The organism is Streptomyces sp. NPDC001068 (assembly GCF_042897315.1).
In the GTDB taxonomy this organism is placed as follows: Bacteria; Actinomycetota; Actinomycetes; order Streptomycetales; family Streptomycetaceae; genus Streptomyces.
This window is the reverse complement of record NZ_JBIAYD010000004.1, coordinates 56,677-69,883: the sequence shown is the minus strand read 5'-3', so window position 1 is coordinate 69,883 and position 13,207 is coordinate 56,677. Positions and strand designations below refer to the sequence as shown.

12 protein-coding genes are annotated in these 13,207 nt (G+C 70.3%); 6 read left to right on the top strand and 6 right to left on the bottom strand.

Annotated elements, in window-relative coordinates:
• Positions 1-78: 78 nt before the first annotated feature.
• A complete protein-coding gene (locus ACFY3I_RS12605) occupies positions 79-525 on the bottom strand; it encodes an Rrf2 family transcriptional regulator (RefSeq protein ID WP_390860560.1) in 447 nt (148 codons plus the stop codon).
• Between the two features lie 167 nt (positions 526-692).
• Here ACFY3I_RS12605 and ACFY3I_RS12600 point away from each other — a divergent pair, with 167 nt between their 5' ends.
• The 3 genes from ACFY3I_RS12600 to ACFY3I_RS12590 all read left to right on the top strand — a co-directional run bounded on the left by ACFY3I_RS12600 (position 693) and on the right by ACFY3I_RS12590 (position 4,222).
• On the top strand, positions 693-1,355 hold the full coding sequence (locus ACFY3I_RS12600) for a DUF3105 domain-containing protein (RefSeq protein WP_365294507.1): 663 nt from the start codon (positions 693-695) through the stop codon (positions 1,353-1,355).
• Positions 1,355-1,978, top strand: coding sequence for a DUF305 domain-containing protein (locus ACFY3I_RS12595; RefSeq protein WP_390860559.1), 624 nt, complete (start codon positions 1,355-1,357; stop codon positions 1,976-1,978). Before ACFY3I_RS12600 ends, ACFY3I_RS12595 begins: the two co-directional genes overlap by 1 nt.
• 285 nt (positions 1,979-2,263) lie before the next feature.
• Positions 2,264-4,222 (top strand): protease pro-enzyme activation domain-containing protein, encoded by a 1,959-nt coding sequence (locus tag ACFY3I_RS12590; protein WP_390860558.1) that lies wholly within the window; start codon positions 2,264-2,266, stop codon positions 4,220-4,222.
• Positions 4,223-4,307: 85 nt separating this feature from the next.
• Here the strand turns inward: ACFY3I_RS12590 and ACFY3I_RS12585 are convergent, their stop codons facing one another.
• From ACFY3I_RS12585 to ACFY3I_RS12565, 5 genes are all read right to left on the bottom strand, one after another.
• On the bottom strand, positions 4,308-4,922 hold the full coding sequence (locus tag ACFY3I_RS12585) for a Uma2 family endonuclease (RefSeq protein WP_365294502.1): 615 nt from the start codon (positions 4,920-4,922) through the stop codon (positions 4,308-4,310).
• A gap of 122 nt (positions 4,923-5,044) precedes the next feature.
• Positions 5,045-6,268 carry an MFS transporter gene (locus tag ACFY3I_RS12580; protein ID WP_390860557.1) on the bottom strand — a complete coding sequence of 408 codons (1,224 nt, stop codon included), beginning with the start codon at positions 6,266-6,268 and terminating at the stop codon, positions 5,045-5,047.
• A 144-nt stretch (positions 6,269-6,412) separates the two neighbouring features.
• Positions 6,413-7,465 carry an endonuclease/exonuclease/phosphatase family protein gene (locus ACFY3I_RS12575; protein ID WP_390860556.1) on the bottom strand — a complete coding sequence of 351 codons (1,053 nt, stop codon included), beginning with the start codon at positions 7,463-7,465 and terminating at the stop codon, positions 6,413-6,415.
• A 202-nt stretch (positions 7,466-7,667) separates the two neighbouring features.
• The gene (locus ACFY3I_RS12570) at positions 7,668-8,309 is read right to left on the bottom strand and encodes a TetR/AcrR family transcriptional regulator (protein ID WP_390860555.1); all 642 of its coding nucleotides are present in this window, start codon (positions 8,307-8,309) and stop codon (positions 7,668-7,670) included.
• An 84-nt stretch (positions 8,310-8,393) separates the two neighbouring features.
• Positions 8,394-9,992: an MFS transporter gene (locus ACFY3I_RS12565; protein WP_390860554.1), complete on the bottom strand. Its 1,599-nt coding sequence runs from the start codon at positions 9,990-9,992 to the stop codon at positions 8,394-8,396.
• A 192-nt stretch (positions 9,993-10,184) separates the two neighbouring features.
• Here ACFY3I_RS12565 and panB point away from each other — a divergent pair, with 192 nt between their 5' ends.
• The 3 genes from panB (at position 10,185) to ACFY3I_RS12550 (ending at position 13,203) form a co-directional block, all read left to right on the top strand.
• Positions 10,185-11,060, top strand: a complete 876-nt coding sequence (gene panB, locus ACFY3I_RS12560; protein WP_390860553.1) for a 3-methyl-2-oxobutanoate hydroxymethyltransferase — start codon at positions 10,185-10,187, stop codon at positions 11,058-11,060.
• Between the two features lie 305 nt (positions 11,061-11,365).
• The gene (locus tag ACFY3I_RS12555) at positions 11,366-12,373 is read left to right on the top strand and encodes an ATP-binding cassette domain-containing protein (protein WP_365294491.1); all 1,008 of its coding nucleotides are present in this window, start codon (positions 11,366-11,368) and stop codon (positions 12,371-12,373) included.
• The gene (locus ACFY3I_RS12550) at positions 12,370-13,203 is read left to right on the top strand and encodes an ABC transporter permease (protein WP_365294489.1); all 834 of its coding nucleotides are present in this window, start codon (positions 12,370-12,372) and stop codon (positions 13,201-13,203) included. The genes ACFY3I_RS12555 and ACFY3I_RS12550 overlap by 4 nt, the downstream gene beginning before the upstream one ends.
• Positions 13,204-13,207: the final 4 nt, after the last annotated feature.

Here is a 13,207-nt window from a genome sequence, read left to right as displayed (position 1 = left end):
CGTCCGGGGCGTGGAGCCCCTCTTCCGCACCGTCGGGGCCCGCGCCCGCCCCGCTCGGGCCCCGATGGCGGGTGTCGTCTAGCCGTCGCCCCGCGGACGGGTCGTGATCCCCAGCAGCAGCGGCCCCGTGGGCTCCCGCACGATGTCCGTCACGGTCACCGGGTCCAGGGCGGCGAAGAAGGCCTCCTGGGCGCGGCGCAGGGCGCCCCGGAGGCGGCAGGCGGTGTTGAGGGGGCAGGGGGTGGCGCCCTCGCAGTCGACGACGTCGCCTTCGCCCTCGAAGCCGCGGACGAGCGCGCCCACCGACGCGGTACGGCCCTTCTCCGTGAGGGTGAGCCCGCCGCCCCGGCCGCGCCGGGCGTCGACCAGTCCCAGGTGCTGGAGTTCGGCCACCACCTTCGCGGCGTGCGTGTACGGCACGTCCATGTCCCCGGCGACCTCGCGGGTCGTGGGGGTGGAGTCGCCCGCGACCGCGAGCCGCATCAGGAGCCGCAGGGCGAGGTCGGTGGAGCGCAACAGCCTCATACCGCCCAGGGTAGGTAATAAGCATCCACCGTTCAAATTATCGGTTTCCTGTCGGATGGCAGGACTTTCCCGGCCTTTCCTGTGCCCTCCCCACGGCCGCCCCCTTCTCCCGATTACGATCGGCGGGCCCGCTTCTCACACCCCTCACCCGCAGAAGGACACACCTCATGGGTTCCGCGAAGAAGAGCAACAACGCCGAACGCAAGGCGCGCATAGAGGAGATGCGGCGCGCGGAGCGGGCGCGTGAGCGTCGCAACCGGATCCTGGTGATCGCCGCGAGCGTGGTGGTCGTCGCCGGGCTCGTGGCCGGCGGTGTGGTGCTGGTGAAGAAGCAGTCCGGTGACGACACCGCGGCGGCCGACGCCAAGACCTCGGGGCACTTCGTGACCGGCGCGGACGGCGTGAACACCTGGAAGGGCACGCTGGGCCGCACGCACGTGACCACGCCCGTGCGCTATCCGACCGAGCCTCCGGTGGGCGGCAACCACAACCCGGTCTGGCAGAACTGCAACGGCGACGTCTACACCGAGGCGCTGGACGACATGAACGCCGTGCACTCGCTGGAGCACGGCGCGGTCTGGGTGACGTACAACAGCAAGGCGAAGAAGGCCGACGTCGACGCGCTCGCCGCGAAGGTCAAGCAGACGCCGTACACGCTGATGAGCCCGGACGACAAGCAGAAGGACCCGATCATGATGACGGCGTGGGCGCACCAGCGCACCGTGACCGGGGCCGGCGACCCGAACGTGGGCAAGTTCTTCGAGGAGTTCGTGCAGGGCAAGCAGACGCCCGAGCCGGGCGCCGCGTGCACGGGCGGTAAGGGCCAGTGATGCGCTCGGTGCTCATCGCGGGTTCCGCGGTGGCGGTGGTGGTCGCGGTCGGCGCGATCACCTACGCGGTCGCGGGCGAGGACGGTCACGGCGGCGGCACGGTCCCCGCCGCCGGCTCCGCGGACGCGGGGTTCGCGCGGGACATGGCGGTCCATCACCAGCAGGCGGTGGAGATGTCGTACATCGTGCGCGACCGCACGAAGGACGCCGACGTGCGGCGGCTCGCCTACGACATCGCGCAGACGCAGGCCAACCAGCGCGGCATGCTGCTGGGCTGGCTGGACCTGTGGGGGCTGCCGAAGGTGTCGGCCGATCCGCCGATGACCTGGATGGGCATGGGCGACATGGCCTCCGGCAAGGACGGTTCGCTGATGCCGGGGATGGCGACCAACACGGAGCTGAAGAAGCTCGGGACCCTGAACGGCAGGCAGGCGGAGGTCTTCTACCTCCAGCTGATGACGGACCACCACAGGGGCGGGATCCACATGGCCGAGGGCTGTGTGGCCAAGTGCACGGTGGGCGTGGAGAAGAGCCTCGCCCAGGGCATGGTGGACGCGCAGCAGTCGGAGTTGACGGCGATGGCGCAGATGCTGAAGGAGCGGGGCGCCGCGCCGCGCGACTGAACCCCCGCACGAGATGGGGGATTTGTCGATTTGACGGCACCGCAAGAGCAAACCGACCATCGCAATGGACCCGTCACCTTTGGTACGGCGCTCAAAACAGGCCAAAGAGCCCCAAGCAACGCGGACTTGGGGTTTCCTTGGCCTTTTCATTCCCCTGGCATGAACAGTTCACCGCAAGAGTGACCCCGATCGTGTGATCCATTCACGGGCCGTTCCGCCGCCGGCCTCCTGATGATCACGCCTGACCGACCACTCGATGCGTCGAACCGCATAGCAGGGGGCAGTATGAGATCGAACCGTGCCAAGGTGCGGGCCAGCGTGAGCATGGCAGCGACACTGCCGATGATCGCCGGCGCGCTCGCGCTCGGCATACCCGCGGCGCACGCCGCGGACAGCCCGGCCCGTGACACCCTGAAGGGCACCAAGCCCACCTGGGCCACGGCCAAGGCGGACAAGGGCGCCACCTCCGACAGCGCGCAGGTCAAGGCGCGCGTCTACCTCGCCGGCCGGAACGCCAGCGGCCTCGCGGCCTACGCGAAGTCGGTGTCCGACCCCAGCTCGCCGAACTACGGCAAGTACCTCAGCGCCAAGCAGGCCCAGGCCCGCTTCGGCGCCACCGCGGCGCAGGTGAAGGCCGTCAAGTCCTGGCTGACCACGTCCGGCCTGAAGGTCACCGAGGTCACCCAGCACTACATAGCCGTCTCCGGCGACGTGTCCGCCGTCGAGAAGGCCTTCGGCACCCAGCTGCACAACTACGCCAAGGGCTCGAAGACCTACCGCGCCCCGGCGGCGACCGCGACCGTGCCGGCCTCCGTCAGCGACGCCGTCCTGACCGTCACCGGCCTGGACAACGCGCCGCACAAGGCGACCCACGACGACACGCTGCCGCCCCCGGCCGGTGTGTTCAAGAACGCCGGGCCGTTCTCGTCGTACTACGGCTCGAAGACCGCGACCACCCTGCCGGCCGCGTACGGCAGCAAGGTCCCGTACGCCGTCAAGGGCTACACCGGCAAGCAGCTGCGGGCCGCCTACGGCGCCGGCAAGTACACCGGCAAGCACGTGCGCGTCGCGATCACCGACGCGTTCGCCTCGCCGACCATCGCCTTCGACGCCGGCACCTACGCCAAGGCGCACGGCGACTCCGCGTGGAAGACGAGCCAGCTGCACCAGGTGCTGCCGGCGAACTACACGAACACCGGCGCCGACGAGTGCGACGCCTCCGGCTGGTACGGCGAGGAGACCCTCGACGTCGAGGCCGTGCACGCGGTCGCGCCGGACGCCGACGTCACCTACGTGGGTGCCGCCTCCTGCCAGGACAGCGACCTGCTCGACGCGCTCAGCAAGGTCGTCGACAACCACCTGGCCGACATCGTCTCCAACTCCTGGGGCGACATCGAGGGCAACGAGACCCCCGACGTCCAGGCCGCCTACGACCAGGTCTTCCAGCTGGGCGCGGTACAGGGCATCGGCTTCTACTTCTCCTCCGGTGACAACGGCGACGAGGTCGCCAACACCACGGTGAAGCAGGTCGACACCCCGGCCAACTCCGCCTGGGTGACCGCGGTCGGCGGTACCTCGCTGGCCGTCGGCAAGGGCGACAAGTACCTGTGGGAGACCGGCTGGGGCACCGAGAAGGCCTCGCTGTCCGCCGACGGCAAGAGCTGGACCGGCTTCCCCGGCCCGTTCACCTCGGGCGCGGGCGGCGGCACCAGCAAGACGGTGAACGAGCCCTCCTACCAGAAGGGCGTCGTCCCGGACTCCCTCGCGAAGGCCAACAGCGCCGGCGGCAACCGCGTGGTCCCGGACATCTCGGCGATCGCCGACCCCAACACCGGGTTCAAGGTCGGCCAGACCCAGACCCAGGCGGACGGCACCGAGGCGTACAGCGAGTACCGCATCGGCGGCACCTCGCTGGCCGCTCCGGTCATCGCGGCGGTCCAGGCCCTCGCCCAGGAGGCACGCGGCAAGGCGATCGGCTTCGCCAACCCGCTGATCTACTCCAAGTACGGCACGAAGGCCTACCACGACGTCACCGACAAGCCGACCGGCAAGGACCTCGCGGTCGCCCGCGTCGACTTCGCCAACGGCTTCGACGCCACCGACGGCCTGCTGTACTCGGTCCGCAGCCTCGGCAAGGACAGCTCGCTGTCCGCGGTGAAGGGCTACGACGACGTGACGGGCGTCGGCACCCCGGCGGCCGGCTACGTCGAGTCGTACAAGGCGCAGGCGCACCGCAAGCACTGACGCGGTGAGCCGCTGAGCAGAAGGGCGTGAGGTCTTCACCGGCCTCGCGCCCTTCTGCCGTAATGCAGGGGGCGAGAGGCGGCGCTCAGTCGGCCTTCCTCGAGGCGGCCTTGAGGATCCCCTCGACGTCGAGCGTGACCTCCGCGCCGATCGACTCGGGCAGCGTGACGGTCTCGCCGGGCGAGTACGGGCGGTGGTGCTCGTACTGCTCCCCGTCGGGCTCGGTGAGCACGTGGACGCGCCGGTGCTTGCGGTCGACGACGACATAGACCGGAACCTTGGCCTGGGCGTAGGCGACGGCCTTGGTCTTGAGGTCGTCCTTCCAGTTGCTGGAGGTGACCTCCAGGACAAGTCGGAAGCAGACCGGGTCGTAGGCGTTGTTCTCGACGAAGTGGTCGTCGATGTCGGCGTCCACGATCGCGAGGTCGGGGATGGCGTAGTCCTCGGCTCCGGTGGGCAGCCGGAGTCCGACGTTCTGCAGGACCTCGGTTTCCTCTCCGTGCAGACCCGCGGCAATGAAGGGAATCATCAGGCCGGTCAGGGCACGTGCGTGAGGGGCGTCCGGTGATGGGGTCACGAGGAGGTGGCCTCCGATGATCTCGACGCGGTAGCCCGGATGCCGATCCATGATCTCGTCGGCGATGGCCGTGAGCGAGAACGGCTCGTCGTCGAAGGGCTGCTCGATGGCTGCGGCGGACATCGCGTGCCTCCCGGGGGCTGGTGTCGAGAGCATCATCGTAGGCAGACCGGGTCGTCCGCGTCCCGCCCGCACCGCTTCACCCCTTGACGTCATGGGCCGGAAGCCGGCCGGGGCGCCGCCGGTCAGGAGGAGCGGACCAGTTCCGTGGGGTCCGGGACGTGCGAGGCGACGACGCGTTCCTGACCCGCCGAAGGCGCCGCTCCGCGGCGGTCCACGGCGAAGGCCACGCTCGCCACGCCCAGCCCCAGGACCGCGAGGGCCGCGCCCGCCACCGCCGGCGAGGTGGTGCCGAAGCCCGCGGCCAGGGCGACGCCGCCGATCCAGGCGCCGCCCGCGTTGGCGAGGTTGAAGGCCGCCTGGTTGGCGGAGGAGGCGAGGGAGGGGCCCGCGGCGGCCCGTTCCATGACCATCAGCTGGAGCGGCGAGCCGGTGACGAACGCGGCCACGCCGAGCAGGGTCACCGCGAGGGCCGCGCTCCACTGCGTGTGCATCAGGGCGGGGAAGAGCAGCAGGACCACGACCATGGAGGCCAGGCCGCCGAAGAGCGTGCCGCGCATCGCGTGGTCGGCGAGGCGGCCGCCGATCAGGTTGCCGGCGGTGGCGCCGACGCCGAAGAGGGCCAGCAGCAGGGTGACGTCGGAGTCGGCGTACCCGGCGGAGCCGGTCAGCATCGGCGTGATGTAGCTGTACGCGGAGAAGAGAGCGCCGAAGCCGACGACGGTGGTGGCGAGGGCCAGCCAGACCGGCAGGGAGCGCAGCGCGGTCAGTTCGCCGCGCAGGCCCGAGACCGGGGCCGGGGTGTCGGTCCTGCGGATCAGCAGTGCGAGGGCGGCCATCGCGGCGACGCCGATCAGGCTCACGCCGAGGAAGGTCGCCCGCCAGCCCAGGTGCTGCCCCGTGAGGGTGGCGACGGGGACGCCCGCGATGTTGGCGACGGTCAGGCCCATGAACATCAGGGAGACCGAGCGGGCCTTGCGCTCCGGTGCCACCAGGCCGGTCGCCACGACCGCGCCGACGCCGAAGAAGGCGCCGTGCGGCAGGCCGCTCAGGAAGCGGGCGGCCAGCAGCCAGTGGTAGCCGGGGGCCAGGGCGGACAGCGCGTTGCCCGCCACGAACAGGGCCATCAGGGAGATCAGGACGGTGCGGCGGGGCATGCGGGCGGTCAGCGCGGCCAGCAGCGGGGCGCCTATGACGACGCCCAGCGCGTACGCGGAGACGAGGTGGCCGGCGGTCGGGATCGAGATGTGCAGGTCGTCGGCGACGTCGGGCAGCAGGCCCATCATCACGAACTCGGTGGTGCCGAGGCCGAAGGCGCCGACGGCCAGGGCGAGCAGGGCCAGGGGCATGACGGGCTTTGCCTTTCCGGAGCGGTGGGGAGCGTGTTCCGCACGTCTTTAAGTTCAAGTGCGGAACAAATGATCCCAGGCAAAGTATTCCGACAGGTCAAGGCGCGGTTGCCGATTGTCCTGACATGGCTGTGACCTGGCCTCTTACGAACCCGGCGTGGTCAGGTTCACACGTGCCGCGACCGGCAGGTGGTCGCTGCCCGTCCTCGGCAGGGTCCAGGAGCTCTCCGGCTCCACGCCCTTCACCATGATCTGGTCGATCCGCGCCATCGGGAACGCGGCCGGCCAGCTGAACCCGAACCCGCTGCCCGCCGCCCCCTGCGTGGACCGCATCTGCGAGGTGACGCCGTTGAGGGAGCGGTCGTTCATCGTGCCGTTGAGGTCGCCCAGGAGGACCACCCGCGGCAGGCTCTCGTCCGCGATCGCCTCGCCGAGCGCGTCCGCGCTCGTGTCGCGCTGCCGGGCGGTGAACCCGGCGTTCAGCTTCACCCGGACAGAAGGGAGATGGGCGACGTAGACCGCGAGGGAACCCTCCGGTGTCGCCACCGTGGCCCGCATCGCGCGCGTCCAGCCGAGCTTGATGTCGACCGCCTTCAGTCCGGTCAGCCGGTACTTGCTCCACAGCCCGACGGTGCCCTCGACCGCGTGGTACCTGTACGTCGGGGCCAGCGCCTTCTCGTACTGCGGTACGGCCGACGCCGTCAGCTCCTCCAGGGCCACCACATCGGCCCCGGACGCGTCGAGTTTGTCGGCGGTCCCGGTCGGGTCGGGGTTCTCGGCGTTCACGTTGTGCGTGGCGACCGTGAAGTCGCCGCCGGTTCCGGCCTTGTCGGTGAGCAGTCCGCCGAACATGTTCAGCCAGACGATCGCCGGGAGCAGTACGGCGATGAGCGCGGTCGCCGACCGGCGCAGGAACCCGAGCAGCACCAGCACCGGGACCAGCAGGCCCAGCCAGGGCAGGAACGTCTCTGTAAGACTGCCGAGGTTGCCGATGGCGTTGGGGATCCGGGAGTGCATCAGCATCACGCCGGCCAGCAGCAGCGCGACGGCGGCGAGGACCAGGCCCCGGCGCCAGATGCGCGGGTCGTCGCGCCAGCCCACCAGCACACGGTTCACCAGGCGCCGGAACCGGTCTCCCCGACGGTCGGGCCCCGAGCCGCCGTTGTCCGTCTCCGTCATGTACGCCTGCTGCGCCATACGCCTGCCTCACAACCTGCCCGTGCACACCGTCGTCCCCCGGGATACGACCCTAGGGGATGATCGGCTCCGATCCCGCCGTCACATGACGGCCGTACGGAAGACGAGGACGAACTCACCGGCCGAAGGGGTTCCGGTTACCGGCCGGTCGGGGCGGACTGTGACGAAACGTGCACATTCCGCCGGGAGACGGCCTCGCCCGCTACGGTTCCGGTTCCGGTTCCGGCGTGCTGACGGGCCGTAGCCCGGCCAGCACCGAGTCGACGATCTCCTCGGCCATGCCCTCGGGCAGGTCGGCGTCCGGGCGCAGGACGGCCCGCAGCAGCATCGGCCCGGTGAACATGTCGTTGGCGAGGTCCACGTCGATGTCGGCGCGGAGTTCGCCGTTGCGCTGGCCGCGGCGCAGCACTTCCTTGCCCAGTTCGCGCCGCGGGTTGACGACGTTGACGTGATAGGCGTTCCAGATGCGGGGGCTGCTCTTCATCTGGGCGTACACGTTGTGCAGGATCGCCGACGAACGGTTCATCAGTCCGCGCCGGCGCAGCGATTCGAGCAGGACGACGAGATCGTCGCGCATGGAGGTGCCGGGGAGTTCGGGGTCCGGGGGCTCGGCGGCGCGCATCACGTCGACGAAGAGCTCCTCCTTGCCGTTCCAGCGGCGGTAGATGGTGGCCTTGCCGACGCCGGCGGTCCGGGCGATCCGCTCGATGGACAGCTCGGCGAGCGGAACACCGTCCTCCAGGAGCTTCATCACCCCTTCCAGGATGGCGCTCTCCACCGCCTCGCTGCGGGGACGCCCCCGGGCGGGGCCCACGGACCGCGGCCGGCTGTCGGCAAGCCTCACGTCGTACCGTCCTCTCACTGGCTGCGGGAATTGTCCCGCAGCCCAAGCCTCCCCCCGTGGATCCTCGCCCTATCGTGTGCCCGCTCACTCCCCGGCGGTGACCAACTCCGGTTCGCGCTCGCCCTGCTGACCGGCCGGCGGCTTGCCCGGCAGGAACAGGGCGGTGACCACCGCGCCGAGCAGCGCGACGCCCACCCCGCACAGGGCGGTGGTGTGCATGGCGTGCAGGAACGCGTCGTTGGCGGGGTCGACCAGGGCCTTGCCCTGCGCCCCGAGCTTCTGGGCGACGCCCAGCGTGGCCTCGATGGACTCGCCGGCGGTGTCGCGCAGCCCCGGCGGCAGCGCGCCGAGCTTGTCCTCGATGCCGTCGCGGTACGACGTCGACAGGACCGAGCCGAGGACGGCGATCCCGAGGGCGCCGCCGACCTGCCGGAAGGTGTTGCTGAGCGCGGAGGCGGAACCGGCCTTCTCGCGGGGCAGGGCCTGCATGATGACGACCGAGGTGGGCGTCATGATGTGCGCCATGCCGGTGCCCATCAGGAAGAAGACGACCTCCAGGATCCAGATCGGGGTGTCGGCCTCGAAGGTGGCGAACATGCCCAGCATCGCCGCGATCAGGACCAGGCCCGCGGTGGTGGTGGCCTTGTTGCCGATCCGGTCCACGACCAGCCGGGCCCGCGGCGCGAAGATCAGCTGCGCGACGGCGAGCGGGAGCAGCAGCAGGCCGGACTGCAGCGGCGAGTAGCCGCGGACGCTCTGGGTGTAGAAGACCGAGAAGAAGGTGACGCCCATCAGCGCGAAGAAGACCAGCGCGATGGCGGCCATGGCGGACGAGAAGATCTTGTTCTTGAAGTAGGTGACGTCCAGGGACGGGTGGTCGCTGCGCATCTCGTAGACCACGAAGCCGGCGAGCACCACGACTCCGGCGATGGTGGTCGCGAGCACCTTGGCGTCGGTGAAGTCGGCGAGTTCGCCGCCCTTGATGATGCCGTAGACCAGCAGGACCAGGCCGATGACGGAGAGCACGACACCGACGGGGTCGAGGCGGCCCGGACGCGGGTCGCGCGAGTCGGGCACCAGCCACACCATCAGCGCCAGCGCGACGATCACGATCGGCACGTTGACGAGGAAGACCGAGCCCCACCAGAAGTGGTCGAGCAGCACACCGCCGGTGACCGGGCCGATCGCGATGGCGAGGCCGACGCCGCCGGCCCAGATGCCGATGGCCTTGGGCTGTTCCTGGCGTTCGAAGACGTTCATCAGGACGGCGAGGGTGGCCGGCATCACGAAGGCGGCGCCGAGCGCCATCAGGGCGCGGTAGGCGATCAGCTGGTCCGGGGAACCGGACTCGGCGGCCAGGGCGGAGCCGAGGCCGAACACCACGAGACCGCCGATCAGCACCTTCTTGCGGCCGAGCCGGTCACCGACGAGCCCGGCGGTGAACAGCAGGCCCGCGAAGACCAGGGTGTAGGCGTTGATCGCCCACTCCAGCTGGCTCTGGGTGGCACCGAGGCCGGTCGGGGCGGGGGTGGAGATGGTCTTGATGGCGACGTTCAGGATCGAGTTGTCGAGCACCACGATCAGCAGGCTCAACATCAGTACGCCGAGGATCGCCCAGCGGCGCCGGTGCACCTCCTCGGGTATCCGGGGGCCGGTCGGAGCGCGGTCGGCAGGAGTTGTCATGACGACGAGCCTAGGCCCATTTCAATACGGCACCGTCTCGTATCTGAATTCCTTTACCGAGGCCTTACGCAAGACGGGTGACCGACGGATCACACGGCGGTCCTCTGGCCCGGGACGGCACGAAGTGCCACCATGGAACCGGTCCGGGGACACCGTGAGGGTGCCTCGAGATGACGTGAAGGAGCCGTTCCCATGACGCAGCTCTCCGCTGCCCAGCCCACGCCTGACAGCCCCTCCGACGGCAGCAGGACGCTGTACGGAGGCAAGGGAAGCCGCCGCATCACGGTCCGTGACATCGCCCTCGCCAAGGAACGCGGCGAGAAGTGGCCCATGCTCACCGCGTACGACGCGATGACCGCCTCCGTCTTCGACGAGTCCGGGATCCCGGTGCTCCTGGTAGGCGACTCGGCGGGCAACTGCCACCTCGGCTACGACTCGACGGTGCCCGTCACCCTGGACCAGATGACGATGCTGTCGGCGGCCGTGGTCCGCGGCACCCGGCGCGCCCTCGTCGTCGGCGACCTGCCCTTCGGCTCCTACCAGGAGGGCGCGGTGCAGGCGCTGCGCTCGGCGACCCGGATGGTCAAGGAGGCGGGGGTCGGCGCGGTCAAGCTGGAGGGCGGCGAGCGCTCGCACGACCAGATCCGGCTGCTCGTCGAGTCCGGCATCCCGGTGATGGCGCACATCGGCCTGACCCCGCAGTCCGTCAACGCCATGGGCTACCGCGTGCAGGGCCGCGGCGAGGAGGCGGCCCAGCAGCTGCTGCGCGACGCCAAGTCGGTCCAGGACGCGGGCGCCTTCGCGGTCGTGCTCGAACTGGTCCCGGCGGAGCTGGCGGCCGAGGTGACCCGGACGCTGCACATCCCGACGGTCGGCATCGGCGCGGGTCCCGAGACCGACGCGCAGGTCCTGGTGTGGACCGACATGCTCGGCCTGACCTCGGGCCGGGTGCCGAAGTTCGTCAAGAAGTACGCGGACCTGCGCGCGGTCATGGGCGACGCGGCCCGGGCCTACGCCGAGGACGTCGTCGGCGGCGCCTTCCCGCTGGACGAGCACTCCGTCCACTAGAGCCACTGCGGCAACACCCAGGCCGGCCCGCCGATCTTCCCCCGTCGGCGGGCCGGCCGCCCGCGTCTCACCCGGGGCCTCACCCCGCCGGCTCCGGTCGGACGGTGCCGCCGCCGTATCATCGGTGTGCTCGACGCGCAACTGCGGCAGATCCGGTCGACCGGTGACGACGGGCTGGGCCGGGTGGGCGGCAGCCCCGGCACGGTACCCGTGTCGGCGGGATGTCGGCGGGATGTCACCGGGCTGTCGGACGGTGTCGGCGGCCTGTCGGTGGTTTGTCGGTGGGGCCTGGCACGGTTCTTCCCATGACGCGAATCGACAACACCGCCGTGACCGTACGGGGGCTGGTGAAGCACTACGGCGACACCAAGGCTCTCGACGGAGTTGATCTGGACGTCCGCGAAGGCACCGTGATGGGTGTCCTCGGACCGAACGGGGCCGGCAAGACGACCATCGTCCGGATCCTGTCCACCCTGCTGAAGCCGGACGCCGGGCAGGCCTTCGTCGCCGGCTACGACGTCCTGAGCCAGCCCCGCCAGCTGCGCCGGGTGATCGGCCTGACCGGGCAGTACGCCTCGGTCGACGAGAAGCTGCCGGGCTGGGAGAACCTCTACATGATCGGGCGGCTGCTCGACCTGTCCCGCAAGGACGCCCGGGCCCGGGCCGACCAGCTGCTGGAACGGTTCTCGCTGACGGAAGCCGCCAAGCGCCCGGCGAGCACCTACTCCGGCGGCATGCGCCGCCGCCTGGACCTCGCCGCCTCGATGATCGGGCACCCCCAGGTGCTGTTCCTGGACGAGCCCACCACCGGCCTCGACCCGCGCACCCGCAACGAGGTGTGGGACGAGGTCAAGGCGATGGTCGGCGAGGGCGTGACCGTCCTGCTCACCACCCAGTACATGGAGGAGGCCGAGCAGCTCGCCTCCGAGCTGACCGTCGTGGACCGCGGGAAGGTCATCGCCGGCGGCAAGGTGGAGGAGCTCAAGGCCAAGGTCGGCGGGCGGACCCTGCGCGTGCAGCCGGTCGACCCGCTGCAGGTGCGGCCGCTCGCCACGATGATCGACGAGCTGGGCATCACCGGACTCGCCAACACGACCGTGGACGCCGAGCGCGGGACCCTGCTGGTGCCGATCCTCAGCGACGAGCAGCTGACCGCCGTGGTCGGCGCCGTCACCGCCCGCGGTATCACCATCAGCTCCATCGTCACCGAACTGCCCAGCCTGGACGAGGTCTTCCTGTCCCTCACCGGCCACCGCGCCAGTGCCCCGCAGGACGCCACGCCCGCCGACGACCGCGAGGAGGTCGCCGTATGAGCGCCGTCACCACCAAACCGGCCATGACCACCGTCCCGGGCACCGCCGACGCCCGGATCCCGCTGCGCGGGCACCTGCGGCACACCGGCGCCCTGATCCGCCGCAACCTGCTGTGGATCCGGCAGGACCCCGAGTCGATGTTCGACGCGCTGCTGATGCCGGTCGTCTTCACCCTGCTGTTCGTGTACGTCTTCGGCGGCTCGATCGGGCAGGCGCTGGGCGGCGGCCAGGACGGCTACGTCCAGTACGTCATCCCGGGCATGATCGCCATGATGAGCATGACGCTCTCGCAGGGCGTCGGCACCGGGTTCAGCCAGGACTTCAACTCCGGTGTGATGGACCGGTTCCGGTCGCTGCCGATCGGTCGCGGCTCGGTGCTGTTCGCGAAGATCTCCGTCGAGCTGGTGCGGATGCTGTTCGCGACCGCCGTGCTGATGGTCGTCGCCGTGCTGGTCGGGTTCCACATCACCCACTGGGCCGGGCTGTTCGCCGCCGTGGGCCTGTCCGCGGTGTTCGCCTCCTCGATCATGTGGGTGTTCCTCACCCTGGGCGTGATCCTGAAGAGCGCCCAGTCCGTGCAGGCGATGGGGTTCCTGGTGCTGTTCCCGCTGCAGTTCGGCTCGTCGATCTTCGCGCCGACGAAGTCGATGCCGGGCTGGCTGCAGGCCTTCACCGACTACAACCCGCTGTCCACGCTCGCCGACGCGGCCCGCGGCCTGATGATCGGCGGTCCGGTCGCCCACGACCTGTGGATCACACTGGGCTGGTCGGTGGCGATCACCGCGGTGGCGGCGCCGTACGCGGTCTACAAGTTCCGTACCAAGAGCTGAGGGC